This window comes from Baekduia soli (genome assembly GCF_007970665.1).
GTDB lineage: Bacteria > Actinomycetota > Thermoleophilia > Solirubrobacterales > Solirubrobacteraceae > Baekduia > Baekduia soli.
Genome location: NZ_CP042430.1, coordinates 4,728,170 through 4,751,894 on the forward strand (window position 1 = coordinate 4,728,170; position 23,725 = coordinate 4,751,894).

Genomic DNA, 23,725 nt, shown 5'->3' on the forward strand with positions numbered 1-23,725 from the left:
GGAGCCTAGGGGACGATCACTTCAGGAGTTCCCCGCAGCGCTGGACCTTGGCCAGGTCGTCGCCGGCCTGGTCGAGGCAGCGGGCGTAGCCGGCCTGCGCGGCGGCCGGCGTCGTCGACGTGCCGGGCGTCGTCGCGGTCCCCGGGGTGGCCGACGAGGCGCCCGAGCCCAGCCCGACCTGGCCGAGCGCCGCGCGCAGCGTGCCGAGCGACCGCGCGCCGGAGGGGGCGCGGATGGCCTGGGGCCGGTTGAGCGCCGCGAGCGTGACCTGCAGCGCGATGTGCCCCGAGCGCAGCCCGCCCGCGCGGGCCTGCAGGTCCGTGGGCACCGCGATGCGGACGTCGAGCGAGAGCTTGCGCAACGTGCGGTCGGCCGTGCCCGTCCAGACGTCGACGGTCGCGGCCGACACCGACCGGGCGATCGCGTCGCGCTGGGCGGCCGTGAGCCGGGTCGGGACGCTCGTGCCCGTCGCCGCGCCGCCCGCCTGCGTCACGCTGCGCGCCTTGCCCAGCAGCGTGTTGAGGTCGCCGAGCAGGCGCGGGACGTCGACGGCGGCGCTGATGTGGTCGGTCTGCGTCCCGGCGATGTCCTCGCGGCCGCGCGCCCTGGGCGCCTTGAGCCAGGTCAGCGGCGACACGCCCAGCGCCGACAGCGACGGCACCGCCTTCGCCGAGGACGCCGAGTCGGCCCGGGCGCGGCGGTAGCCCTCGGCGAAGCTGGCGTCGATGTCCCTGCCCAGCGCGAAGGCCTGGCCCTCCAGCGTGAGGTAGCCGACGCCGTGGGCGAACGTCGCGCCGATGGTGACCGGGCTCGTGCCGCCGTTGAGGTCGAGCTCGAGCGCGAAGTCGGGCAGCGTCGTGCCGCCGTTGGACTGGAAGGGGCCGCTGAGGTGGAGGTTCAGCGGCTGGCTGAAGCTCGGCAGGCCCTGCAGGTCGGCCACCAGGACGGCGTCCACCGAGCCGCTGCGGATGGGATGCGCAGTGCCGAACGTGGCCTTGAGCATCGCCCCGGCGTCCCCGCCGCCCGAGGCGTTGTCGCCCCCGCCACCGCAGGCCGCGACCCCGGTCGCCGAGGCGGCGACGGCGAGCAGGACGGCGAGCAGGCGGAGGCGGCGCGGCATGGCAAGCAGGGTTGCGGACCCGGCGGTCGGCGAGCGTAGCATCGGCCCCGTGCGCCGAACGCTGGTCCTCCTGGCGGTGGCGGCGGCCGTCGCCGTGCCCATCGCCGCCGTCCCCGCGGCGGACGCCGCGCCCGTGCTCGTGCTGGGCGCCGACGGCCACGTGCGCACGCGCGAGGACCCCTACCTGCCGCCGGCCGCCCCGCTGCCGGCGCCGGCGCCCGTGGACGCCGTGCCGCGCGCCCGGGCCGCCGCCGCCGGGCCGAGCGTGCCCGCCGAGCTGCGCCGCCTGCAGGCCGCGGGGACGCTGGACCCCGCGACCGCCGCGGGCTACCACGACGCCTACGTCGCGGCGCGCGACACGCTGCGGCGCCTGCACGGCTACCGGCGCACGCAGCTCGCCGCGGTCCTCGGCCAGGTCCGGGCGGCCGCGGCCGGCGGGCGCTTCATCCCCTCGCGCCTGCCCGCGCTGTTCCTGACGCTGCAGCGCAACCGCGCCTGGTGGGCCGCGGCGCCGATCCCGGCCCCAGGCCGCCGCATGACGTTCCAGGGCAGCCGGATCGTGTGGCAGCACTACCCCGGCCAGGGCCTGCAGATCCAGTGGCTCGGGACGTTCGGCAAGGCCAACGCGCTCTGGCGCTCGGGCGACCACGACCCCGACCTGCGGCGCCTGCTCGACGAAGCGCTCGGGCTGGCCACGCAGCGGGCCGGGGGCATCGCGTTCGAGTACCAGTTCACCTTCGACGGCGGCCGGCCGCCGTGGGTCAGCGGCCTGGCCCAGGGCACCGCGCTCTCGGCACTGTCGCGGGCCGCCGTCCGCCTGTCGGCCCCCGCCTACTTCGACGCGGCGCGCAGCGCGCTGGGGATCTTCCGCACCCCGCCGCCGCAGGGCGTGCGCGTCGACACGCCCGCCGGGGCGCACTACCTCCAGTACTCCTACGCCCCGTCGCAGCGCATCGTCAACGGCTTCACGCAGGCCCTCAACGGGCTGCACGACTTCGCCGCGCTGGCCAACGACGACGAGGGCCGCGCCCTGTTCGCCTCCGGCGAGGCCGAGCTGCGCACCGAGCTGCCCGCCTTCGACACCGGCGCGTGGTCCCTGTACTCCCGCGCGGCCACCGGGGGCGGCGGCATGGAGTCCGACCTGGGCTACCACGAGCTGCTGCGCGACTTCCTCCGCGGCCTGTGCGACCGGCTCACCGCCGACGCCCGGCGCGCCGCGTCCGTCGGCGGCACGGAGGCCTCGCCGGCACCCGACCCCGCCCCCTACTGCCAGACGGCCACGCGCTTCACCGACGACCTGCGCACCCCGCCCGTGCTGGCGATCGCGCCCCAGCGCCTGCGCCAGAAGGGGTCGGGCGCGATCCGCTTCACGGTCGACAAGGTCTCGTGGGTGACCATCACGATCCGCCGGGGATCGACCGTCGTGCTGCAGCGGACCGCGCGGCTGGGGCGCGGCCGGCACAGGATCGGCTTCCGCCCCGCCAAGGCCGGGCCGCACACCATCACCCTGCGCGCGGTCGACCTCGCGGGCAACGCCGCGACCGCGACCGGCGCGCTCAGCGTCGCGCCCGCCGCAGCCAAGAGGCGCCGCGCGCCGTAGGATCGCTCCCCTTGGGAGTCCCGCGGACGATCCTCTACACCGGCAAGGGCGGCGTGGGCAAGACGTCGGTCGCTGCGGCCACCGCGCGCCGCTGCGCCGCTGCCGGGCTGCGGACGATCGTGCTCAGCACCGATCCCGCCCACAGCCTCGCCGACGCGCTCGCGCTCCCGCTCGGCGCCGACCCCACCCCGGCCGGTGACGGCCTCTGGGGCCAGCAGGTCAGCGCCCAGCAGGAGCTCGAGCGCAACTGGGCCGCCGTGCAGGACTGGCTCGGCGACATGCTCGTGGCCCGCGGCGTGGACCGCATCAGCGCCGCCGAGCTCACCGTCCCGCCCGGCATGGACGAGCTCTTCAGCCTGCTGGCCATCCGCCGCCATCACGAGTCCGGCGACTACGACGTCGTCGTCGTGGACTGCGCGCCGACCGGCGAGACGCTGCGGCTGCTGTCGTTCCCCGACGTCGCGCGCTGGTGGCTGGACAAGGTCTTCCCCCAGCAGGGCCGTCTGCTGGACGCGGCCCGGCCGCTGGCCCGTGCGGTCCTCGACGTCTCGCTGCCCGGCGCGGAGGTGTTCGACGACGTCGAGGCCCTCGTGCGCAACCTCATCGTCATGAACGAGCTGCTGCGCGACGCCGACCACGTGTCGGTCCGCCTGGTCATGACGCCCGACCGGATGGTCGTCGACGAGGCGCGCCGTACGTTCACCTATCTCAACCTGTACGGGTACCTGACCGACGCCGTCGTGGTCAACCGCGTCTTCGGCGCCGAGGTGGGCGACTACTTCGCGCCCTGGCGCACCCGCCAGCAGGCCCAGCTGCAGGCCGTCGCCGAGGCGTTCGCGCCCGTCCCGGTGCTCGAGGCCCCGTACTTCGAGGAGGAGGTCGTCGGGCCCGCGATGCTCGACCGCCTCGGCGAGGCGCTGTTCGCGGCGACGGGCACGGGCCACGAGCGCCTGCACCACCAGGTCTCCGAGCGCCTGGTCCTGGGCCCCGACGGCGCCACGCTGCGGCTCGAGCTGCCCTTCGCGCAGCGCGGCGACGTCACGCTCAAGCGCGTGGGCGCCGAGCTCATCGTCGGCGTCGACGGCCACCGGCGCACGATGCTGCTGCCGCCCGCGCTCGACGGCCTGCACCCCAGCCGGGCCGACCTGGCCGACGGCGCGCTGACGATCACGTTCGCCGGCGCCGGCGGAGGGTCCGCGTGACGGCCGAGCCGCTGGACGAGCTGCGGCGCAGCCTGCACGCCACCCAGCGCGCCGCGGAGCGCCTGGCCGCCGAGGTCCCGCCCCAGGGCTGGGCCTCGGACACCGGCCGCAACCTCGCGGTGGCCGAGATCGAGGCGCTGCTCTCCGTGCTGGCCACGCTGTGCGGCCTGATCCCCGACGACCTCTGGGACCAGGTGCGCGAGGTGGCCCGCCGCCTGGTGGCGCTGCTCGCCACGATCCTCGAGGTCGTCGTCCAGCGCCTGTCGGCGCCCCGCCCGCGGCCCGCGGCCGGCGGCGACGACGCTGCCGTCCAGGACATCCCGATCTTCTGACCCGGTCCTGCCCCGCGCATACAATCGACGCGATGGCGGAGGCCCCGACGTGATCACGCGCCTACGCCGAGCCTTCGGCGTGCTCGCCGCCGAGCAGCGACGCGTGCTCCTCGCCGCGGTGCTCGTGCTCGTCTCCATGCTGCTCCCCTGGTACTCCAAGACGACGACGGGCTTCCAGGGCAACACGATCGCCGCCCAGCACGAGGCCAAGCTGGCGATCTTCGTTCCCTCGTTCGTCGAGGCGTCGATCTTCCTCGTGGCGATCGCGCTCATCGTCCTCATGTTCCGCCGCGGCGAGCGCAGCGCCTTCCACCTGCCCTTCGGGGACGGGGTCGTCGTCACCGCCGCGGGCGCCTGGGTCAGCCTGCTGGTCTTCTACCGCTTCGTCGACCAGCCCAGGGGCGGCACGACGAGGAACCTCGTCTACACCTACGACCTGTCGTGGGGCATCTTCTTCGGCCTGCTGGCCGGCGCGTTCCTCATCTATGCCGGCCAGCGCCTGCGGACCGCGCGGCTGCCCGAGCCCGGCGCGCCGGGCGAGGCGCCGACGCAGCCCGACCGCCGTGCGCGCCCCCGCGAGCGCCCGCCGCGCGACCCCTTCGGGCCGCCCCCGGCGCGGCCGCCGGGCGAGCCCGATCCCGCCGCCGCGGCCACGACGCGCGTCCCTCGCGCCCCACGGCCGCGCGAGCCCGACGACGGGACCGCGCCCACCGAGCGCCACGACCGCCGCCCCGAGATCGACGGCGGCACGCAGCTCAGCTTCGACGAGCAGGAGTAGGCCGCGCCCTCACCGGGAACGCCATTGGGGCAACCCTGGCCACACCGGAGGAAGATCATGCTGCTGCGCCGACGCCGGACCGAGGCGATCCAGAACGCCGACGATCGCGAGGTCATCGTCGAGCACGGTACCTCGCTCGCGAAGGGGCCCGCGCTCATCGTGGGGTCCATCCTGGTGGCCTTCGGGCTCGCGAGCCTGCTCAAGAACGCCGACTTCCCGTCGGCCTCCGCGAACTTCCCCGACGGCACCGCCCAGGGGTCGAACTTCCTCGGCTTCGAGGTCAACGGCTGGACCGGCTTCTTCTGCATCACGGCCGGTGCGCTGCTGCTCTTCGGCGCCGCCCAGCACCACCTGGCCAAGATGATGTCCCTGCTCGTCGGCCTCGCGCTCGGCGCCTGCGCGGTCATCGCGCTCATCGACGGCCACGACGTGCTGGGGCTCGCGGCCGCCAACGGCTGGACCAAGCTCGGCTGGGCCGTCGCCGCGGTCGTCCTCGTCCTCAACGTCCTGGCCCCGCGCCGGCGCCGCGAGCGCGTCGTGCGGGCCGGCGGCGCCGCCGCCGTCGCCCCGGCCGCCACGCGCACCGACCGCGGGCGCGTCGTCGCCGACGAGCCCGCCCGCCGTGGGCGCTTCGGCCGTCACCGCGACGTGGAGGTCGTCGACGAGCCCGCCACGACCGTCGGCGAGCGCCCGCCCCGGGCCTGAGTCGTCCGGGATCAGGCCGCCCGGGGCCGGACCAGGCCCCGGGCCGCCACGAGCCCCCAGCAGGCCTCCAGGAGCAGGAAGCCCCACTGGCGGTCGGCGAGAGCGAGCGCGGCCAGCAGGCCGGACCCCAGAACGTTGAGCCACAGGTAGGCCTGGCCGTCGGCGCGCATGCGGCAGAGCTGGGAGCCCGCGAACGGGACGAGCACCACGACGGCGCCGACGACCTGGAGCAGCTGCGCGAGGGACATGGAGGCCTCCTTCACGCGCCGTCGTCGGTCCGGGTACGGCGCGCTCTCTCGTCCGAGGCGGCCCCGTGCGGGGCGCCGGCCCACAGGCTAGCCCCCGGCCGCGCCTCAGGACACGGGGCCGTGGTCGTCGTAGGCCTGGTAGGCCCCGAGGAGCAGCAGCGCGGTCGCCAGGAAGAGGATCGCGATGCCGATCCCCACGATGCGCTGGTCGCGGAACACGTGGCCCATGACGGCCAGCACGACGCCGAAGGTCATCAACGCGTAGACCGGGGTGGAGGGGATCGCGGCGAGCACCACGGCGGTCACCCTACGAGGCGCGGGCCCCGCGGGCGGCCGGGCCTCGTAGAATCCGCGGTCCATGCCGGTCGAGCCGAACTCCGTCACCGACGTCCTGGACGGCCTGCGGGCCACGGGCTACCTGCCGGGGGAGTCGACCGCGCTGGTCGGCTACCTCGCGGCCAAGCTCGGGAAGCCGATCCTCGTGGAGGGCCCGGCGGGCGTCGGCAAGACCGAGCTGGCCAAGGCGATGGCCCGCTACCTGGGCCGCGACCTCGTGCGCCTGCAGTGCTACGAGGGCCTCGACGAGGCCAAGGCGCTGTACGAGTGGAACTACCGCAAGCAGCTGCTGCGGATCCAGGCCGAACGCCAGGGCACCGGCTGGGACGACGTCCAGGAGGACATCTTCGGGTCCGAGTTCCTCCTCGAGCGCCCGCTGATGACCGCGATCGCCTCCGAGGCCCCGGTCGTGCTGCTCATCGACGAGATCGACAAGACCGACCAGGAGTTCGAGGCCATGCTCCTCGAGGTCCTCAGCGACTTCCAGATCTCGATCCCCGAGCTCGGGACGGTGACCGCGCGCTCGCACCCGATCGTCCTGCTGACGTCGAACAACACGCGCGAGCTCACCGAGGCGCTCAAGCGCCGCTGCCTGTACCTGTGGCTCGACTACCCGGGCCTGGAGCACGAGCTCGAGATCGTCCGCCTGCACACGCCCGACCTCCCCGAGGCCGTCGCGCGCCGGCTCGTCGAGGTCATCCACATGGTCCGCGACCTCGACCTCAAGAAGCCGCCGAGCATCGCCGAGTCGATCGACTGGGCCCGCGCCCTGCTGCTGCTCGGCGCCCAGGACATCGACGAGAAGATGTTCCGGGACACGATGTCGATCATCGTCAAGCACCGCACCGATCTCGACATCGTCGCCGAGCGCGTCGGCGTCAAGCTCGGCGACGGCCTGGGAGGCGCTGTCGGTGCCCCCACCGCCTCCTGACCGCCGCACGCGGCCGCCCGCGCGCAGCCCCGGCGTCCACAGCGCCGGCGCGGAGTCCCCGGCGGGCATCGCCGGCCGGATCCTGGAGTTCGGCGAGGAGCTGCGCGGCGAGGGCGTGGCCGTCGGGACCTCCGAGCTGCTGGACGCGTTCGCCGTCCTGCAGCACGTCGCGTGGACCGAGCAGGAGGACTTCCGCGAGGCGCTGGCCGCCACCCTGGCCAAGTCCCAGGACGACCGGCGCGTCTTCGAGCTCGTCTTCGACCGCTTCTTCTTCCGCGCCGCCGAGCTCGCCGCCGTCGAGGAGGGCATCCGCGAGGCCGGCGGGATCTCGCCCGAGGACGCCGGCCAGCTCGACATGGAGGAGCTGCGCCGCCAGGTCGCCGCGGCGATCCGGGACGGCAACCAGTCCATGATGCGCGACCTCGCGCGGCTGGCCATCGCCGCGTTCGGCCGCCAGGGCGAGGGCTCGGGCGTCATCGGCGTCGACGTCCAGCGCATCCGCCGCTCGCTGGCCCTGCGCACCGACCCCCAGACCGACCTGCCGCCCGACGACCCGCGGGCCAAGGGCCTGCCGCGGGAGGAGATCCGCCGCTTCGAGGCGATGCTGCGCCAGGAGCTCGAGCGCGGGCAGATCGAGCGCACCGAGCAGCTCTCTCCCGCCCGTGCGCTCAACGAGCTCGACCGCGCGCTGCCGTCGGGGCCGCTGCAGGACCTCGCCGCGGTGCACCGCGTCGTGGCCCAGCTCAAGCGCCGGCTGAAGACCCAGGGCAACGAGCACCGCGGCCGCAAGCGCCACGCCGCGGTCGACATGCGCCGCACGATGCGCGCGTCGCTGGAGTTCGGCGGCGTGCCGGCGGTCATCAAGGAGAAGCCCGTACGCCCGCGGCGCCCGGAGATCTACGTCCTGTGCGACGTGTCGACGTCGGTGACCAGCGCGTCGGTGTTCTTCCTGTCGGTGCTGCACGCCCTGCACGACTCGTTCCGCAAGATGCGCTCGTTCGTGTTCATCGAGCGCATCAGCGAGGTCACCGAGGTCTTCGCCAAGGAGCGCGACTTCAAGGCCGTGGCCGAGGCCATCGGCCGCGACGCCGGCGTCGCCGACATCTCGGGCTACACGGACTACGGGCGCGTGTGGAACGAGTTCCGCGACCTCGTCGAGGAGGACCTGCACCCGCGCGCCACGGTCATCGTCCTCGGCGACGCCCGCACCAACGGCCGCGACCCCCGCGCCGACATCTTCGCCAAGATCGCCTCCAAGGCCGGGCGCACGTTCTGGCTGAACCCCGAGCCGCGGTTGTACTGGAACTACGGCGACTCGGTGATCTCGGCCTACGAGCAGCACTGCGACGCCTACGAGTGCTGGACGACGCTGCAGCTCGAGGACTTCGTCAAGGCCCTCGCCAGCCCCGTGCGGCGCTAGCCGACAGGCCCCGCGGGCCGGGGCCGGGCCGCGAATCGCTCTGGTACGGTGAATCCCAAGGAAACCAGGGGTGCTGGAGCGTTCGTCCGGCTGAGATAGATCCGCGTCCGGGATCTGACCCTTCGAACCTGTGGGGTAATGCCCGCGGAGGGAGCGATGGCGACGAGGGTCGGGGCTCCTGCCCAGGAGCCGGTGGAGACCGAGAGCGAAGTCCGGCTGGAAGGCGTCACGCGCCGCTTCGGCGACGTCGTGGCGCTGCGCGACGTCTCCGTGTCGGTGGCGCGCGACGAGGTCGTGGCCGTCGTCGGCCCCAGCGGCAGCGGCAAGTCGACGCTGCTCGAGCTCGTATGCGGCCTCCAGGCGCCCGACGCCGGCCGGGTGGCCGCCTCGCGCGCCGTGCTCATGCCCCAGCGCGACCTCCTGCTGCCCTGGCTCGACGCCCTCGACAACGCGGCGCTGCCCCTGCGCCTGGCCGGCGGGCGGCGCCCCGCGGCGCGCGAGCGCGCCCATGCCCTGCTCGGCGAGCTCGGCCTGGGCGGCTTCGAGCACGCCCGCACGTGGGAGCTGTCGGGCGGCATGCGCCAGCGGGTCGCCGTCGCGCGGACGCTGCTGGCCGGCGCCCCCGTCCTGGCCCTCGACGAGCCCTTCGGGGCCCTGGACGCCATCACCCGCGCCGACGCCCAGGACTGGCTGGCCGGGGTCCTGGCGCGCGAGCCGCGGACCGTCCTGCTCGTGACCCACGACGTGGAGGAGGCGGCGCTGCTGGCCGACCGCGTCGTCGTGCTCTCCCCGCGTCCCGGGCGCGTCGTCTGCGACCTGCCCGTGGGCCTGCCGCGCGGCGACCGCGCCCGGTCGCCGTCGGACCCGGCCGTCGTCGCCGTCCGCGCCCGCGCGATGGAGGCGCTGCGCGGCGCCATGGGGCCGGCGGCCTGATGCTGTCGGCGCTGCTCGTGCTGCTGCTGCTCGGCGGCTGGGAGGCCTACGCCCGGCTGGGCTCGGTCGACGCCTTCATCCTGCCCGCGCCCACGCAGGTCGCCCAGGCGCTGTGGGACGACCGCGGGCTGCTGTGGGACAACCTGCTCGTCACGGGCCAGGAGGTCGTCCTGGGCCTCGCCCTCGCGCTGGCCGCGGGCATCGTGCTGGCCGTGGCCCTGCACCTGTCGGGGCGGCTGCGCCGGGCCGTGTACCCGCTGCTGGTCGGCACCCAGGCCATCCCGATCGTGACGATCGCGCCGCTGCTGGCCGCCTGGTTCGGCTACGGGCTGCTGCCCAAGCTCGTCGTCGTCGCGCTCGTCTGCTTCTTCCCCATCGTGGTCACCACGCTCGACGGGCTGGCCTCCGTGGACCCCGAGCAGCACAAGCTCATGCGCACGCTCGGCGCCTCCCGGGTGCAGGCCTTCCGCTGGGTCGAGGCGCCGGCGGCCCTGCCCGCGGCGCTCTCAGGCGCCAAGATCGCCGTCGCGGTCGGCGGCATCGCCGCGGTCTTCGCCGAGTACACGGGCTCCGAGCGCGGCCTCGGCCACCTCCTGCTGCAGTCCATCCCGCAGCTCGAGACCCCGCGGGCGTGGGCCACCGTCGTCGTCCTCGCGGCGCTGGCCGTCTTCTGCTTCGCCCTCCTGGCCCTCGCCGAGCGCCGCCTGGCGCCGTGGGCCCACCGACGAAAGGACCCCGTCACATGATCCCGCGCCTCCGATCCGGCCGGCGGTGGCCGGCCGCCGTCGCCGTCGTCCTCGCAGCCCTCGCGGCGCTCGCGCTCAGCGCGTGCGGCGCCAAGAAGGACACGCTGACGACCCGGGGCACGCCCCAGCGGATCGACCTCGTCCTGGACTACCTCCCCAACGCCGACCACGCCGCGATCTACGCCGCGCAGGCCACCGGCGCGTTCAGGGCCGCGGGCCTGGACGTGCGCATCCGCGTCCCGTCCGACCCCGCCGCGCCGCTCAAGCTCGTCGCCGCCGGCCGAGCCGACCTGGCGATCTCCTACGAGCCCGAGCTGCTGCTCGCCCGCGACAAGGGCCTGCGCGTGGCGTCCATCGGCGCGCTGGTGCAGAAGCCGCTGACCTCGATCATCTCCCTCGGCGGCAAGGTCAGGACGGCCGCCGACCTCGAGGGCAAGACCGTCGGCACGGCGGGCATCCCCTACCAGTCGGCCTACCTGAAGACGATCGCGCGCGCCCACGGGTTCGACCCGGCGTCGATCAAGGAGGTCAACGTGGGGTTCAACCTCGTGCCGGCGATGCTGAGCAAGAAGGTCGACGCCACGCTCGGCGCGTTCTGGAACGTCGAGGGCGTGCAGCTGCGCCGCCAGAACAAGCACCCGACGATCATCCACACCGAGCAGGCCGGCGTGCCCACCTACGAGGAGCTCGTGATCGTCGCCGGCCAGGACGAGCTGCGCACCCGCGGCGACGTCATGCGCCGCTTCGTGCAGGCCGTGGCCCGCGGCGCCAAGGCCGTGCGCAAGGACCCGCAGGTCGGAGTCGACGCGCTGGTCAAGGCCGACAAGAGCCTGGACCCGGCGCTCACGCTGGCCAGCATCAAGGCCACGCTGCCGGCGTTCTTCCCGGCCGATGCGGCGTTCCCCTGGGGCTACCAGAACGCCGACGAGTGGAAGGCCTACGGGCAGTGGATGCTCGACAACGGCCTCGTCAAGCGCCTGCCGACCCCGACGTCGCTGACGAACGAGTTCCTGCCCGGCCGCGGTATCTGACCCACTGCCCGCGGGCCACGAGGTCGTTCACGCCGCGAAGCGCAGCGCCGCCCCGCCGCCCGTGGCCCTGGGCCCGAGCGCGTGGGCGGCGGCCAGCCCGCGCCAGCCCGCGTAGGGCGCGAACAGCGCGCGGACGTCGTCCTCCCCCGCCCGGGCCGCCGGGTCGCCGCCCGAGCGCAGGCGCCCGACGAGCTTGAGGAAGGCCAGGTCGCCGGCGGGCAGCTGGTCGTGGCGGCCCTGCCCGTGCAGGGCCAGGACCTCGACGGTCCACGCGCCGACGCCGGGGATGCGCCGCAGCCGCGCCCAGCCGCGCTCGTGGTCGGGGTCGCGCAGGTCCACCCGGCCGCAGGCGACCTCGCGCGCGACGCGCACGAGCGCCAGCGACCGACCGGCCGACAGGTCGAGGGACTGCAGCAGCGCCGGCGACGTGCCGGCCAGCCGCGACGGCGCGGGCAGGTCGTGCAGCGTGCCCGTCCCGTCCCAGTCCGGCGCCCGGCGGCCCAGGCGATGCAGGATCGCCCGCTCGATCGCCGCCGCGCGGTCGTACTCGATGAGCTGCTCGCAGATGGCCCACGCCAGGGCCTCGAACGGCTCGGGGCGCCGAGCCACCCGCAGGTGCGGCCGGGCCCGGACCGACGGCCCGATGAGCGGGTCGTCGCGCCAGCGCTCGTAGAACGGCCGCAGGTCCTCGTCGACGCCGAGGGCGAAGCGCATCCGCGCCACGGCCTCCTCGGCGACGTCGCGCCGCGCCGCGCGGGCGCCGACGATCACGTGGCCGGCCGACGGCTGCGCGACGCGGACGACCGCCGGCGCATCGTCGACGTGCAGGACGCGCTCCAGGACCCCGCCGCGGCGCCGGCGCAGCACGCCGTCCAGCCCCCCGCCGCCGCGCAGGCGGAACGGCCAGGGTGGGCGGATCTCGCGCCGGACCTCGACGCGATCGGCCCCCGGAGGCGCCACGACGGTCGCGCCCCGCGCCTAGTCGCGGTTGAGCAGGTGGATGTCCACCAGGAAGGACCGCGAGGCGCGGACGTCGCCGAGCAGCTTGCGGTCCTTGCGCCCGGCGCGCAGCGCCCGCCGGGCGCGGCGGTGGCGCACGACGGCGACGGTGGCCGCCCCGGCCGCGAAGCCGGTCACCGCGACCGCAGCGGCCTGGACGGCCACCGGCGAGGCGGCGGCCAGCCCGGTGCGCGGGGCGGGCGCGGGTGGCGCCGCGTAGGCGCGAGGGCCCTCGGGGACCGGCACCGCGTCGACCACCTCGGCGTCGTCGGCGACGCCGGGCCGGGGCTGCTCGTCGTCAGCGGGGTCCGTCACGGCCAGCAAGGATGCCGGATCCGGGCGCCGGGCGCGATGCGCCCGGTCCGTCGGAGCGCATCGCCCCGTCGAGGGCGGGCGTCCCGCCGGCCACGGAGCGGTTGCCGGTCCTGGCCGGTGCCGTGCCGAAGATCGTGTCCCAGTACGGCGCGCTGATGCCGAAGCCGCGCTCGTCGTCCTGGAAGTGGTGGCGCATGTGCAGCTCGCGCAGCCGCCGTCCCATCGCCGTGCGCGGCGTGTGGTGGTGCACGTGGTAGTGGAGCATGTCGTAGGCCAGGTAGCCGGCCAGGAACGAGCCGCCGAACACCAGGGCCGCGTCGTAGCCCATGATCCCCCAGAACGCCCACAGCAGCGCGGCCGCGAGCGGGACGCTCACCGACGGCGGCATGACGAGCCGCAGCGGGTCGTTGGGGTGGTCGTGGTGGACGCCGTGGATCATCCAGTGCAGGCGCGCGCCGACCCCGTGGTCGGGCTCGAAGTGGAACACGACCCGGTGCAGCCAGTACTCGAACAGCGTCCACGTCAGGTACCCGGCCAGCGCCAGCCCGACGCTGTTGAGCACGCCCTCCCGGCTGACGCCCTCGACGAGCATGTACGAGATGACCGGCCCGAACAGGGCCGGCGGGACCGCCGGATGCACCCGCGTGAAGCGGTCCAGCAGACGACTCTGGAACATCGGCGGTGAGGCCTTCAGGTCGTCGGACCGACGCATTAGGCGGACCTTATCACCGCCAGTCAAGCTGATTGCGCGCGCACCTATTCCGCAGGTCCGCGCAACGTCCGGCCGTAGATCCGGTATCGCTTGACCACGCGGCCGTGCATCGCCTCCATGCCGCGGTTCATCGCCCGGTTGGTCTCCAGGATCCAGCCCATCTCGCCGCCCTTGATGCGGGCGTGGCGTTCGGCGGTGTCGAAGTGCTCGACGTACAGCGCGGCGGCGGCGCCCGTGTGCTGGAAGGCCGGCTTGACGCCCAGGAACCCCACGCGGACGCGGTCCATGATCCGGTGGCGGCGCACGAAGTGCCACCAGCCCAGCGGCAGCAGGCGGCCGTTCATCCGCGCCAGCACCTTGTTGAGGTCGGGCACCGTGATCGCCATCGCGATCGCCTCGCCGCCGACCTCGGCGATCATGAACCACTCCTTGGCGTAGGCCAGCTGGAGATCGAGCGCGTACTTGTCCAGATCCTCGGCGTCGTAGGGCACGAAGCCGAAGTTGCGCCGCCACGCGCGGTTGTAGATCTCGGCGAACAGGTCGAGGTCGCGGCGCAGGTGGCGCCGCGACATCCGCCGGATGGTGACGCCGTGCTTCTCCCGGGCGTCGCGGGCGAGCTCGGGCAGGATCGGCAGCATCTGCTCGCGGTCGTCGATCGCCAGCTGCCACATCCACAGGTCGACGACCTTCTCCAGGCCGGCGCCCTCGCACAGGCCCTGGTAGTAGGTCGGGTGCCACGGCTGGCGGATCATCGGCGCGAGCTCGTGGCCCTCGATGACGATGCCGCTCTCGTCGTTCATGATGAAGTCGGCCGGGCCGATCATCTCCTCCATGCCGCGCTCGTCCAGCCACGCGGCCGCGGTGTCCAGCAGCGCGCCCGCGACCTCCGGATCGTCCTCGGACTCGAAGAACCCGAACCAGCCGCGGCGCTCGCCGTGGTGGCGGTTGTAGGCGTGGTCGACGTGCGCGGAGATCCGCCCGACCACGCGACCATCGCGGCGGGCGAGGAAGAGCTCGAAGTCCACGCGCCCGGCGTAGGGCCCGAGACGGCGGCTGAGGAACAACCGGCGCTCGAGGCGCAGCGGCGGCACCCACGGCGTCCCGGCGTGCAGCCCGAACGGCAGCTCGATGAACGCTCCGACGTCGCGGAACGAGCGGGCGGGGCGCACGTCGACGGCCATGGGCGCGCCACCCTAGCGGGTATGTGGCCGTATACCCTGGGCGCGATGACCGCTCGCGCGCAGGTCGACGTGTTCGAGAAGGCCCGGACGTTCGAGCGCCTGGAGATCCTCCGCGCCGCCCGGGAGCTCGACCTCGTCCCGTACTTCCGGGTGATGGAGAGCCCGGCCCGCCCCATCGTCGAGATGGAGGGCGCCGCCCGCATCATGCTCGGCGGCAACAACTACCTGGGCCTGACCGAGGACGAGCGCGTCATCGCCGGCGCACGCGACGCGCTGGAGCGCTACGGGACCGGGATGACGGGCTCGCGGCTGCTCAACGGCACGACCGCCATGCACCTCGAGCTCGAGGCCGAGATCGCCGACTGGATGGGCACCCAGGACGCCATCGTCTTCACGACGGGCCACCAGGCCAACGTCGGGACGCTGGGCACGATCCTGGCCCCGGGCGACACGGTCATCGTCGACTCGGGCGACCACGCCTCGATCCTGGACGGGTGCCTGCTCTCGCGGGCCAAGCTGCGCCCGTTCCGCCACAACCGCCTGGACAAGCTCGAGAAGATGCTCGAGCGCTCGACCCAGGACGGCGGCGGCGTCCTGGTCGTCGTCGACGGCGTGTTCTCCATGGAGGGCGACATCGCCGCCCTGCCGGAGATCTGCGACCTGTGCGAGCGCTACGGCGCGCGCCTCATGGTTGACGAGGCCCACGGTGCCGGCGTCCTGGGCGCCCGCGGGGCCGGGACCTCCGAGCTGCTGGGCGTCGAGGACCGCGTCGACCTGCGCATGGGCACGTTCTCCAAGTCGCTGGCGTCCTGCGGCGGGTTCCTGGCCGGCGACGCCGACGTCATCGAGTTCCTGCGCATCTCCTCGCGGGCGTTCCTGTTCACCGCCTCGGGCGTGCCCGCCGCGACGGGCGCCGCACTGGCCGCCCTGCGGGTCATCCGCAGCGACGAGGGCCGGGCCCTGCTGGGCCGCGTGCTGGACAACGCGCGCTACTGGCGCGACGGGCTCGAGGAGCGCGGCTTCGCCGTCGTCGCACCCCAGCCGCTGCCGCCGGGCGCGGACCCCGCCGACGTCGTCACCCCCATCGTGCCCGTGCTCATCGGCGACGACTGGCAGGCCGGCGTGCTGTGGAAGGCGCTGTTCGATCGCGGGGTGTTCGTCAACACCGCGCTGCACCCCGCCGTGCCGCCCGGCGGGGCGCTGCTGCGCACGAGCGTGATGGCCACGCACGACCGCCCGATGCTCGACCGCGCCCTCGAGACCTTCTCGACGGTCAAGGCCGAGTTCGAGGCCCAGCACGGCCCACTGCCGGGCCCCGGCGAGCACGGCTCGCGGCGCGCCGCGTAGCACGTCCGGCGAGCGTTCGCGGGCCGCCTCGCGGCTCATGTCCCTGCCGGAACGTCGGGTCCTGAAGGCGGGAGAAAAAAGGCGCTCTGAGCGCATGTTGCCCCGGAGCGCACCTTGAAGGCCACCGGGGGCCTGCCATACGTTCGGACCGCGTCGGACGGCGGCGCCCTGGGGAGGGATGTCCGGACCGAGGAGCGGGTTGTGCAGAGGAGAGCCCGCTCGTCGTCCCGGTGCACGTGGTCACCCGAGGGTCTCCGGCCGTCCGGACGTTCAGCACGCACAACGACAACGTGGCCGCCCCACGCCGAGAGTGGCGGCCGGGAAGGACAGATGACCGCAGCGACGACGATCGCCCCTGCGCCGCAGCACCTGCGCGCACTGGCCCGAGCGAACGAGGTCCGTCTCGCACGCGCCGAGCTCAAGCGCCAGGTGGCCGATGGGGAGATCAGCGCCGCGCACGTCGTCCTCGAATGCCCGTGGGAGGCCGCCTCGATGACGGTCTCCGACCTCCTCACCAGCCAGCGGCGCTGGGGCACCACGCGGTGCCGCAAGCTGCTGGCGTCGATCCCGATGTCGGAGAACAAGACGATCGGGTCGATGACGGAGCGCCAGCGCACGGCGCTGTCGAACCTCCTGAGGGACCCCACGGCCTAGCGGACGCGGCGTACGGCCCGGTGGGCGCGCTCCGAGCGCGCCCATCGCGCCCGGCCCCGCGGCGTCACGCCGTCGCGATCTCCAGCAGGTTGCCGTCGGGGTCGCGGAAGTAGATCGAGCGGAAGCGCCCGCGCTCGAAGATCTCCGAGCACGGCACGCCGCGGTCGCGCAGGTAGTCGCGCCAGGCGAGCTGCTCGTCGGCCGAGCCGACCTGGAAGGCGAAGTGGTGCACCCCGCCCCGCCCGTCGGTCGCCTCCGCCATCTGCGGGTACTCCAGGAAGGACACGAGCGTGCCGGGCGTCGCCGCGGCGTCGCCGAACCAGAAGTGGCGCGTCCCCGGGTCGTCGTCGTTGTCGCCCTCGTCGGTCAGCGCGAGGCCCAGCACGTCGCGGTAGAACGCCGTGGTGCGCTCGAGGTCGGCGACGATCGCCGTCACGTGGTGCAGGCCCCGCAGCCGCATGCGGCGCTCGCCGGGCGGGGGCACGGAGGACGGCTCGCTCACGCGCGGAACCCTACGCCGCCGCTCCGACGCACGAACGCGCGGCGGAAGCCGACGAAGGCGCCGGCGAAGGCCAGCAGGCCCACGACGAGCACGAGCGTCTGGGGTACCGGCAGCAGCCAGACCGGGATCGCGGCGATCAGCGCGCACAGGCCGGCCAGCAGCGACGAGTGCGACCGGTAGCCGGCGAAGTGCTCGCGCAGTGCGAGCTCGCCGGCCGACAGCGTGACGAGCACGACGCCTCCGGCCACGAGCACCCCGCGCCGGTCGCCGTGGGTCAGGAAGCCCAGGACGAGCAGCACGATGGCCAGCAGGATGCACAGCTCGGTCAGCGGGAACGGCGCCCAGGCCGGCTGCGGCGCGTCCTCGCGGCGCGACTTGTAGGTCGCGGCCTTCGGCGCCGGGGGCGGCGGCACCGGTGCGCTCTGCGCCGGGCGCGGAGGCGGCGCGACCGGCGACCCGGCGCGCTTGCGGCTGCGGCGTCCCATGCCCGGGGGATCCTACGCGGCCCGGAGGCCGCGCATCGCCGGTGGGTCGCGGCGTGGGACCGCCGGCCCGGCGATCCCGGTGGCTGACGGGCAGCCGCTGGACAGCTTGACGTGCCACCAGCCCATGAGCATCCCGATCAGCCCAAGGCGCGGGCGGACGTGGTAGGCGCCGCAGCCGGGAAGCCCCAGGTCGGCGACCGGGAGGCGGACGCCCCTGTGCCGGGCGGGCTCGGCCAGGAGGTCCTCCAGCAGGGCGCGCGCGGCGGCCTCGTGCTCGGCGCGGCGCGCCACGGCGCCGCGGGCGCGGTGCACGCGGCCGGCAAGGTCGTCGCGCACGCGCTCGAGCTCGCCGAGGTCCAGGAGCCGCGGGCCGGCCGCGGCCGCGCCCGGGACGACCTCGGGCGCCACGTGCGGGAACGCGCCGGCGACGACGTCGGCCAGCTCGCGCTCCAGGCGGGCGATCTGGGCGCGCAGCGACGCCCGGGCGCCCCGCTCGTCGGGCGCGGCCGGCCCGGCGGCGACCCGCGGGCCGTCCCTGAGCTGTCCGGCGATCACCACGACCTCCTCACCTGCCGCCATCCTAACGGCCGGGACCGGGTCCGGCGACCGGCCCGGGCTCGTCGGACAGGGCGCCGGCGGCCAGCCAGAGCGCCTCGTCGACGTGCAGGTCGGGCACGCCCGGCACCGCGACGGCCACGACCCGCACGCGCGTCGTGGCGCGCCCCGGCACGTGGCGGTCCGAGAGCCGGCCGAAGAGGACGGCCACCGGGCCGGCGTCGTCGGCCAGGACCAGGCGTCCGGGTGGCAGGTCGTGGGGGTGCTCGCCCGCGGCCAGCGCCTCGCCGGCGTGCGCCGGGCGCACGGTCAGCGCGCCGCGGAGGCGGTCCTCGTCGAAGGCGACCACGGCCACGCCGGTCTCGATGACCGCGAGGGCCAGCGCGTCCTCCAGGCGCCGGCCGCTGCACATCTCGCCGCGCAGCAGCCGCGCCACCGCGGCCTCCTCGACCGGCGTGCGCCGGGCGTCGGGGTCCAGGCCGATCTGGCGGAAGAAGACGCGGTAGGCCTGCGGCACCGGTCGCCGGCGCAGCGTGATCGCCGTCGACCCGCGAAAGCGCCGCGTCACGTCGGCCAGGCGGTCTCGCAGCTCGGGCGGCGTGCGGCCCGCGCCCGCCCCGGCCACGACCGTCGCCCGCAGCCGCAGGCCGGGGAACTCCTGGGCCAGCGTCGCGTCGACCCCGCTCACCGGCCCGCCAGCGCCCGGGCCCGGGTCGTCAGGTCCGCGGCGCCGAGCACGCCGAACGTCGTCGCGACGACGCGGCCGCCGCGGGCGGCGAACGTGAGCTGCGGGCAGACCTGCACGTGGTAGGCGTTGGACAGCCCGCCGTCGCGGTCGTAGCCGACGGGGAAGCCCCATCCGTGGCGGCGCACGATCGCGCGCAGCGTGGGGCGGTCGCCGCGGATCGCGATCGCCGCGAAGGCGACCCCGGGCACCCGGCGGCGCACCTGCTCCATCGTGTCGAGCTGGCGCACGCAGCGCGACCCGCGCGTCGCGAAGAACGCCAGGACGAACGGGCCGCGCTCGCCCAGCGCGCAGCCGTTGAGCACCCGCGGCCCGCGCACGCTGCACGCCGGGCGCGCGCCCGCCGCGCCGTCGCCGGCGTGCGTCGCGAGGTTGGCGTCGCCGTCGAGGTCCGACAGCGCCAGGGGCACCGCGAACGGTGGGACGACCTGCCCGTCGGGCACGCCGCGCGCACCGCGCCGGGTGCCCTGGCTCAGGGTGCTGACGACGAGCGCGGCGACGAGCACCACCGCGGCCACGCCGACCACCCACACGTAGCGCGGGGTGCCGGACCCGGGCCCGCCCCCGTCCGGGCGCCGCGCGGACGGCCGGCGGGCGGGCGGGGCCGGCCCGGGGGCGATCGGCCCGTCGTCGCGCGCGTCGGGCTCGAAGTCCAGCGGCCCGGGCTCGCGGCCGCCGCCGGTCATGCCGCGGGCGCCCGGGCCGCGCGGCGGCGACGGCGTGCGGCCCGAGCGCCGATCGCGCGTGCGGCGCCCGCGGGGCGCCAGGTCTCGCCGAGCACGAGCGCCGAGGGCAGCACGAGCAGCACGCCGAGCAGGGACACGCTGAGGTCGACGACCGTCACCGCCCCGAAGTCCCGCAGCATCCGGATGTCGCTGACGGTGAGCACCGCGAACCCCGCGACGGCGGTGATGCCCGAGGCCAGCACGGCCGCGCCCGTCGAGCGGTAGGTGCGCTGCAGCGCCGCCTCCGGCGCGTGCCCGGCCGCCCGCTCGGCGCGGTAGCGCTCGGACAGCAGCACGCTGAACTCGGTCGAGATCGCCACGACGAGCGCGCCGAGCGTCACCGACATCGGGTTGAGCGGCACGCGGATGGCGAAGAGCACGAGCGCCGACCAGCCCGTGGCCAGCACGATGGGCAGGAGCGGCACGAGCGCGCGGCGCCGGGAGCGCAGCGCCAGCAGCAGCACCGCGGCCACGGCCAGCAGCCCGACGGCGAGCGAGACCAGCCGCCGCCACGGCGAGGCCACCGCGGCGTTGGCGTCGGCCGCCAGCACCGGCAGCCCGGCGAGCTGCGCGTCGACCCCCGGCGGCGGGTGCAGCGCGGCGCGCATCGTGTCGAGCACGCGCTTCTCGCGCTCCAGGGACATGAGCTTGATCCCGAACGCCATCGTCGCGGTCCGGCGGTCGGCGGTGATGACGCCCTGGGAGAAGTAGGCCGGCACCGCGTCCAGCAGGGCGGTGATCTGCGCCGTGCTGCGGGCGCCGCCCGTCCCGAACAGGTCGGGCAGCGAGAACGCCGGGCACAGCTCGGCGCGCCCGCAGCCGCGCGCCGAGCTGTAGCCGTAGCGCTTGAGGATCGCCGCCTGGTAGCGCGTCATCCACGCGATGACCTTCGGATCGGTGAGCGAGCCTGCGCGGACCACGACGTCGATCTGCCCGCCGACGTCGGTCGAGCGCTGCAGCGCCTGGAGGTCGCTCAGGGCCTGCAGGTCCTGCGGCACGAGCTTGGTGACGTCGGACTCCACCTGGGTCTGCGTGTCGGCGACCCAGCCGATCGCCGCGATCGCCAGGCCGGCGGCCAGGACGCGGTCGGGGCGCCGCAGGGCCACGCCCAGCGCCCGGCCCCGCAGGGCGCCGCCGTGGCGCGTGACGGCCCGCGCCAGCGGGTTGCGGCGCACGAGGTCGCCGGCGCCGCGCAGCGCCGGGGCCAGCGCGCCGCCCACGGCGGCGGTGCGCCCGCGGCCGGCGCCCCGCGGCGTCAGGCCGACGAGCAGCGCCGTGCCCAGCGTCAGCGCGGTCGCGAGCGCCAGGCCGATGCCCACGACGAGCAGGACGCCGAAGCCGCGCACCATCGGCACCGGCGACAGGGCCAGGACGAGGAAGCCCGCGGCGGTCGCCGCCGCGGCGACCGCGACGGTCGGCGCGCCCGCCCGGGCCACGTGGGCCACGGCCTGCACCACCGCCGGGCGCCGCGCCCCCGGCCCGGCGCGCTCCTCGATGCGCGACTGCAGCTGGATGGCGTAGTCGACGGCGAGGCCGATGAGGACCGGCGCCACGCCGACGGAGGCCATCGTCAGCGAGGCGCCGATGAGCGAGAGCGCGCCGAACGTCACCGCGACCGACGCGATCGCCACCAGCAGCGGCGCCAGCCGCAGCCGGGCCGGGAACACGAGGGCCAGCACCAGGCCCATGACCAGCAGCGAGGCCAGCAGCAGCACCACGATGGCGTCGCTGACCCGCGTCGTCAGGTCGGAGAGCACGACGGGCGCCCCGTCACGACGTAGGCGCCGCCGTTGCGCAGCGCGAAGTCGGGGACCTGCGTCGCGCGGCGGATCTGGGCGATCGCGTCGCGGCGCGCCGCATCGCTCAGGCCGGGCTTGAGCCGGACCTGCACGAGCGCGCTGCCGGCGTTGGGGAACAGGTAGGCGAAGCGCGCCTTCGGCGTCCCGGCGGGCTTGCCGCCCTGGAAGACGAGCCGGGAGACGAACCCGGGGTCGTTGACGTCGGGCGCCTTGAGGATCCCGTACTTCAGCGCGATCTGGGCCGCGGCCCGGAAGTTCTGCAGCTGGGCGATCCTGCGGATCTCGCCCGCCGCCTTGCGCGCCCGTGCCTTGGAGTAGCCCTTGCCGATGGCCAGCCTGTAGGCGGCGTCGTAGGCCTTCTGGGCGTTCTCGGTGATCCCCGACAGCGTCGCGTCGTACTGCGCGCCGATCTGGCGCACGGACTCGTTGATGAACGTCCCGGGGCCGAAGACGACCTTGGCGGGCTTGGTCGCGGCGAGCCGGGCGCACGGGCCGCGCGGCCCGCCCTTGACCTCGGCGCCCGCCGGCGGGTTGCCGCCCAGGCAGCCCTCGAGGCCGATGAGGCGCTCGAGGTCGGAGGTCAGCACGAGCCTGGCGACCGAGCCCTTGACGAGCACGTAGACGGCGTCCTCGCCGAAGAGCTCGTGCTCGCGCTGGGTCGCCTGCCACGACGCGCTGGAGCGCCCGACGAGCGTGTCGGCCGCCGTCGAGGGCGACAGCCGTAGCGCGAGCGCTCCGCCGGCCAGCGCCAGGACGCTCACCAGCAGGCCGACCGCCAGGGGGCGGCGGGCGGCCAGGCCCATGGCGGCGCCCAGGATGCGGGGCAGCCCTCCCATCAGGGCGCCCAGGCTACCGCCGGCACCGGCCCGGTGCGCCGCAAGATCAGGGCTGCGGGAGCCCCGGCCGCAGGCCCTGGATGTCGGCCCGGACCTGCGGGAACTGGGTCAGCGTCCCGGCCAGGTCGTAGCGGGCCTGCTGGCGGCAGGGCGGCGCGACGACGTTGCCGCCGTCGAGGGCGAACTTGATGATGTTCGTGCGCAGCTCCTCCGTCAGGACGCCCTCCTGGGCGGGCCCGACCTCGAACGGCACCGACGTCGGCTGGCCGGCGCAGTTGCGCGTCTCGAACGCCGCCAGGCCCGTCGGCAGGCTCGAGGAGTCGCCGGGCAGCGCGTACGGGTTGGAGCGGTTGGTCGGCAGCCGCTGGCTGTAGACGCTGAGCATCTCCGGGTTCAGCGGGTTGGACGTGCGCAGGTAGTGGATCGGCGGCGCGCCGCGCGTGGTCGACGGCGTCGAGGCCTGGGTCGACGCGGCCGAGTTGGCGAAGAACGCCGCGAGCTCGCTCTTGTACAGCGAGGCGCCGTCGAGGATCGGGTTCAGCTCGCTCAGGGGCGCGTGGAACTCGGCCAGGAGCGGGTGCAGCTGGTCCAGGAACTGCTGGGTGGCGGGCAGGCCCCTCTTGGACGCGTCGACGAGCGGGCCGATGTTCGTGAACAGCGCGCGCAGGTCGGGCGCGAGCTTGGCGGTCGCCTGCAGCGTCGGGCTCAGCTCGCGCGCGGCGGGGCGCAGCGCGGTCACCACCGGGTTGGCGTTGTCCGAGAAGCGGGTGATGCGCTCGAGCGTGGCGGCCGACTCCTTCTCGAACGTCGGCAGCGCCTTGAAGGCGGCGGCCAGCTCCTGGTTGCGCTGCGCCGTCGTGGAGAAGACGCGGTTGGAGTTGGTGATGAGCGAGGCGAGCTGGCCGTCGCGCTCCGACAGCGCGGCGAAGACCTCTCCCGTGTTGCGCGAGAGCTGGCGCACGGCGGCCTTCTGGCCGTTGAGGATCTGCAGGACCTTCGTGGTGTCCTGGGCGAACGGGGCGAGGTTGCCCAGCGCGGCGTTGAGGTCGGCGCCGCGGCCGTCGACGGACTGGGCCTGGGCCTGGATCCAGGTCTGGAACGCCTTGCGCGTCTCGGGGTCGAACGTCCGCAGGATCTCGTCGAGCTCGACGGTCGGCGCCACCCGCGACTGGGCCAGGCGCCCGTTGTCGGGGATCTTGGGCGCGCTCGGCGTGCCCGGCGTCAGCTCCACGTAGGTCTCGCCCAGCAGCGTCTTCTGGCGCAGGATGGCCCGGGCGTCGGAGGGCATCGGGGCGTAGTCGCGGTCGAGCTCGATCGTGGCGTCCGACCGGCCGGTCTGCGGATTGGTCTGCACCGAGGTGACCTTGCCGACGGGCACGCCCGAGATCCGGACGTCGGCCTCGTCGGCCAGCTGCGTCGCCTCGTCGAAGGACACCTTGAACTCATAGCCCTTGGGCTTCAGGGGGTCGGGCCGCCGAAGGCCAGCCA

General features: G+C 75.0%; 27 protein-coding genes. 12 read left to right on the top strand and 15 right to left on the bottom strand.

The genetic code is table 11. The features are described from left to right. Positions 1-16 precede the first annotated feature (16 nt). Complete coding sequence (locus FSW04_RS22935; RefSeq protein WP_146922510.1) at positions 17-1,120, bottom strand: hypothetical protein; 1,104 nt, start codon at positions 1,118-1,120, stop codon at positions 17-19. Between the two features lie 49 nt (positions 1,121-1,169). Between FSW04_RS22935 and FSW04_RS22940 the strand changes: the two genes are divergently transcribed. The 5 genes from FSW04_RS22940 to FSW04_RS22960 are packed head-to-tail and all read left to right on the top strand — an operon-like array spanning position 1,170 to position 5,737. Further along, positions 1,170-2,720, top strand: a complete 1,551-nt coding sequence (locus FSW04_RS22940; protein ID WP_187369039.1) for a D-glucuronyl C5-epimerase family protein — start codon at positions 1,170-1,172, stop codon at positions 2,718-2,720. 11 nt (positions 2,721-2,731) lie between these two features. Beyond that, the gene (locus FSW04_RS22945) at positions 2,732-3,922 is read left to right on the top strand and encodes an ArsA family ATPase (RefSeq protein WP_146922512.1); all 1,191 of its coding nucleotides are present in this window, start codon (positions 2,732-2,734) and stop codon (positions 3,920-3,922) included. Beyond that, complete coding sequence (locus FSW04_RS22950) at positions 3,919-4,254, top strand: hypothetical protein (protein ID WP_146922513.1); 336 nt, start codon at positions 3,919-3,921, stop codon at positions 4,252-4,254. The genes FSW04_RS22945 and FSW04_RS22950 overlap by 4 nt, the downstream gene beginning before the upstream one ends. 49 nt (positions 4,255-4,303) lie before the next feature. Further along, positions 4,304-5,032 (top strand): hypothetical protein, encoded by a 729-nt coding sequence (locus FSW04_RS22955; RefSeq protein WP_146922514.1) that lies wholly within the window; start codon positions 4,304-4,306, stop codon positions 5,030-5,032. Between the two features lie 57 nt (positions 5,033-5,089). Then, complete coding sequence (locus FSW04_RS22960; RefSeq protein ID WP_146922515.1) at positions 5,090-5,737, top strand: DUF4383 domain-containing protein; 648 nt, start codon at positions 5,090-5,092, stop codon at positions 5,735-5,737. An 11-nt stretch (positions 5,738-5,748) separates the two neighbouring features. On the opposite strand, the gene FSW04_RS22965 is transcribed toward FSW04_RS22960, so the two are convergent. Both FSW04_RS22965 and FSW04_RS22970 read right to left on the bottom strand, forming a co-directional pair. Continuing rightward, complete coding sequence (locus tag FSW04_RS22965) at positions 5,749-5,985, bottom strand: CBU_0592 family membrane protein (RefSeq protein WP_146922516.1); 237 nt, start codon at positions 5,983-5,985, stop codon at positions 5,749-5,751. 105 nt (positions 5,986-6,090) lie between these two features. Beyond that, positions 6,091-6,345: a hypothetical protein gene (locus FSW04_RS22970; protein WP_146922517.1), complete on the bottom strand. Its 255-nt coding sequence runs from the start codon at positions 6,343-6,345 to the stop codon at positions 6,091-6,093. On the opposite strand from FSW04_RS22970, the gene FSW04_RS22975 reads away from it, so the two are divergent. From FSW04_RS22975 to FSW04_RS22995, 5 genes are all read left to right on the top strand, one after another. Next, positions 6,344-7,252, top strand: coding sequence for an AAA family ATPase (locus FSW04_RS22975; RefSeq protein ID WP_146922518.1), 909 nt, complete (start codon positions 6,344-6,346; stop codon positions 7,250-7,252). The genes FSW04_RS22970 and FSW04_RS22975 overlap by 2 nt on opposite strands. Next, positions 7,233-8,672, top strand: coding sequence for a VWA domain-containing protein (locus tag FSW04_RS22980; protein WP_146922519.1), 1,440 nt, complete (start codon positions 7,233-7,235; stop codon positions 8,670-8,672). The genes FSW04_RS22975 and FSW04_RS22980 overlap by 20 nt, the downstream gene beginning before the upstream one ends. A gap of 192 nt (positions 8,673-8,864) precedes the next feature. Further along, positions 8,865-9,605 (top strand): ABC transporter ATP-binding protein, encoded by a 741-nt coding sequence (locus FSW04_RS22985; protein WP_228430674.1) that lies wholly within the window; start codon positions 8,865-8,867, stop codon positions 9,603-9,605. Further along, entirely contained in the window at positions 9,605-10,351 is a 747-nt protein-coding gene (locus FSW04_RS22990; RefSeq protein ID WP_146922521.1) for an ABC transporter permease, read from the top strand. Before FSW04_RS22985 ends, FSW04_RS22990 begins: the two co-directional genes overlap by 1 nt. Further along, complete coding sequence (locus FSW04_RS22995) at positions 10,348-11,382, top strand: ABC transporter substrate-binding protein (protein ID WP_146922522.1); 1,035 nt, start codon at positions 10,348-10,350, stop codon at positions 11,380-11,382. Before FSW04_RS22990 ends, FSW04_RS22995 begins: the two co-directional genes overlap by 4 nt. Before the next feature lie 27 nt (positions 11,383-11,409). On the opposite strand, the gene FSW04_RS23000 is transcribed toward FSW04_RS22995, so the two are convergent. The 4 genes from FSW04_RS23000 to FSW04_RS23015 form a co-directional block, all read right to left on the bottom strand. Next, positions 11,410-12,342 carry a DNA-3-methyladenine glycosylase family protein gene (locus tag FSW04_RS23000; protein WP_146922523.1) on the bottom strand — a complete coding sequence of 311 codons (933 nt, stop codon included), beginning with the start codon at positions 12,340-12,342 and terminating at the stop codon, positions 11,410-11,412. Between the two features lie 18 nt (positions 12,343-12,360). Next, entirely contained in the window at positions 12,361-12,696 is a 336-nt protein-coding gene (locus FSW04_RS23005) for a hypothetical protein (RefSeq protein WP_146922524.1), read from the bottom strand. After that, positions 12,680-13,372 (bottom strand): sterol desaturase family protein, encoded by a 693-nt coding sequence (locus FSW04_RS23010; RefSeq protein ID WP_228430675.1) that lies wholly within the window; start codon positions 13,370-13,372, stop codon positions 12,680-12,682. The genes FSW04_RS23005 and FSW04_RS23010 overlap by 17 nt, the downstream gene beginning before the upstream one ends. Positions 13,373-13,452: 80 nt before the next feature. Beyond that, complete coding sequence (locus tag FSW04_RS23015; protein ID WP_146922526.1) at positions 13,453-14,589, bottom strand: hypothetical protein; 1,137 nt, start codon at positions 14,587-14,589, stop codon at positions 13,453-13,455. Between the two features lie 45 nt (positions 14,590-14,634). Between FSW04_RS23015 and FSW04_RS23020 the strand changes: the two genes are divergently transcribed. Then, complete coding sequence (locus tag FSW04_RS23020; protein ID WP_146922527.1) at positions 14,635-15,936, top strand: aminotransferase class I/II-fold pyridoxal phosphate-dependent enzyme; 1,302 nt, start codon at positions 14,635-14,637, stop codon at positions 15,934-15,936. A gap of 330 nt (positions 15,937-16,266) precedes the next feature. Then, positions 16,267-16,590, top strand: a complete 324-nt coding sequence (locus FSW04_RS23025; protein ID WP_146922528.1) for a hypothetical protein — start codon at positions 16,267-16,269, stop codon at positions 16,588-16,590. 64 nt (positions 16,591-16,654) lie between these two features. On the opposite strand, the gene FSW04_RS23030 is transcribed toward FSW04_RS23025, so the two are convergent. The 8 genes from FSW04_RS23030 to FSW04_RS23065 are packed head-to-tail and all read right to left on the bottom strand — an operon-like array spanning position 16,655 to position 23,672. Beyond that, positions 16,655-17,092 carry a VOC family protein gene (locus tag FSW04_RS23030; protein WP_146922529.1) on the bottom strand — a complete coding sequence of 146 codons (438 nt, stop codon included), beginning with the start codon at positions 17,090-17,092 and terminating at the stop codon, positions 16,655-16,657. Beyond that, positions 17,089-17,577: a hypothetical protein gene (locus FSW04_RS23035; protein ID WP_146922530.1), complete on the bottom strand. Its 489-nt coding sequence runs from the start codon at positions 17,575-17,577 to the stop codon at positions 17,089-17,091. Before FSW04_RS23035 ends, FSW04_RS23030 begins: the two co-directional genes overlap by 4 nt. 12 nt (positions 17,578-17,589) lie before the next feature. Beyond that, the gene (locus tag FSW04_RS23040) at positions 17,590-18,132 is read right to left on the bottom strand and encodes a hypothetical protein (protein WP_146922531.1); all 543 of its coding nucleotides are present in this window, start codon (positions 18,130-18,132) and stop codon (positions 17,590-17,592) included. Between the two features lie 25 nt (positions 18,133-18,157). Beyond that, complete coding sequence (locus FSW04_RS23045; protein WP_146922532.1) at positions 18,158-18,820, bottom strand: phenylalanine--tRNA ligase beta subunit-related protein; 663 nt, start codon at positions 18,818-18,820, stop codon at positions 18,158-18,160. Then, positions 18,817-19,563 carry a TlpA family protein disulfide reductase gene (locus FSW04_RS23050; RefSeq protein ID WP_146922533.1) on the bottom strand — a complete coding sequence of 249 codons (747 nt, stop codon included), beginning with the start codon at positions 19,561-19,563 and terminating at the stop codon, positions 18,817-18,819. Before FSW04_RS23050 ends, FSW04_RS23045 begins: the two co-directional genes overlap by 4 nt. Continuing rightward, on the bottom strand, positions 19,560-21,359 hold the full coding sequence (locus tag FSW04_RS23055; protein WP_146922534.1) for an MMPL family transporter: 1,800 nt from the start codon (positions 21,357-21,359) through the stop codon (positions 19,560-19,562). Before FSW04_RS23055 ends, FSW04_RS23050 begins: the two co-directional genes overlap by 4 nt. Further along, positions 21,344-22,237 carry a hypothetical protein gene (locus tag FSW04_RS23060; RefSeq protein ID WP_146922535.1) on the bottom strand — a complete coding sequence of 298 codons (894 nt, stop codon included), beginning with the start codon at positions 22,235-22,237 and terminating at the stop codon, positions 21,344-21,346. The genes FSW04_RS23055 and FSW04_RS23060 overlap by 16 nt, the downstream gene beginning before the upstream one ends. Positions 22,238-22,283: 46 nt before the next feature. After that, a complete protein-coding gene (locus FSW04_RS23065; RefSeq protein WP_187369040.1) occupies positions 22,284-23,672 on the bottom strand; it encodes an MlaD family protein in 1,389 nt (462 codons plus the stop codon). Positions 23,673-23,725 lie beyond the last annotated feature (53 nt).

Excerpts from the sequence above, each read along its gene's own strand:
- FSW04_RS23010 (WP_228430675.1), bottom strand. The coding sequence starts at position 13,372 with ATGTTCCAGAGTCGTCTGCTGGACCGCTTCACGCGGGTGCATCCGGCG.
- FSW04_RS22935 (WP_146922510.1), bottom strand. The coding sequence starts at position 1,120 with ATGCCGCGCCGCCTCCGCCTGCTCGCCGTCCTGCTCGCCGTCGCCGCC.
- FSW04_RS22960 (WP_146922515.1), top strand. The coding sequence starts at position 5,090 with ATGCTGCTGCGCCGACGCCGGACCGAGGCGATCCAGAACGCCGACGAT.
- FSW04_RS22995 (WP_146922522.1), top strand. The coding sequence starts at position 10,348 with ATGATCCCGCGCCTCCGATCCGGCCGGCGGTGGCCGGCCGCCGTCGCC.
- FSW04_RS23060 (WP_146922535.1), bottom strand. The coding sequence starts at position 22,237 with ATGGGAGGGCTGCCCCGCATCCTGGGCGCCGCCATGGGCCTGGCCGCC.
- FSW04_RS23020 (WP_146922527.1), top strand. The coding sequence starts at position 14,635 with ATGACCGCTCGCGCGCAGGTCGACGTGTTCGAGAAGGCCCGGACGTTC.
- FSW04_RS22990 (WP_146922521.1), top strand. The coding sequence starts at position 9,605 with ATGCTGTCGGCGCTGCTCGTGCTGCTGCTGCTCGGCGGCTGGGAGGCC.
- FSW04_RS23050 (WP_146922533.1), bottom strand. The coding sequence starts at position 19,563 with ATGACCGGCGGCGGCCGCGAGCCCGGGCCGCTGGACTTCGAGCCCGAC.
- FSW04_RS23015 (WP_146922526.1), bottom strand. The coding sequence starts at position 14,589 with ATGGCCGTCGACGTGCGCCCCGCCCGCTCGTTCCGCGACGTCGGAGCG.
- FSW04_RS22970 (WP_146922517.1), bottom strand. The coding sequence starts at position 6,345 with ATGGACCGCGGATTCTACGAGGCCCGGCCGCCCGCGGGGCCCGCGCCT.
- FSW04_RS22975 (WP_146922518.1), top strand. The coding sequence starts at position 6,344 with ATGCCGGTCGAGCCGAACTCCGTCACCGACGTCCTGGACGGCCTGCGG.
- FSW04_RS23035 (WP_146922530.1), bottom strand. The coding sequence starts at position 17,577 with ATGGGACGCCGCAGCCGCAAGCGCGCCGGGTCGCCGGTCGCGCCGCCT.
- FSW04_RS23025 (WP_146922528.1), top strand. The coding sequence starts at position 16,267 with ATGACCGCAGCGACGACGATCGCCCCTGCGCCGCAGCACCTGCGCGCA.
- FSW04_RS22965 (WP_146922516.1), bottom strand. The coding sequence starts at position 5,985 with ATGTCCCTCGCGCAGCTGCTCCAGGTCGTCGGCGCCGTCGTGGTGCTC.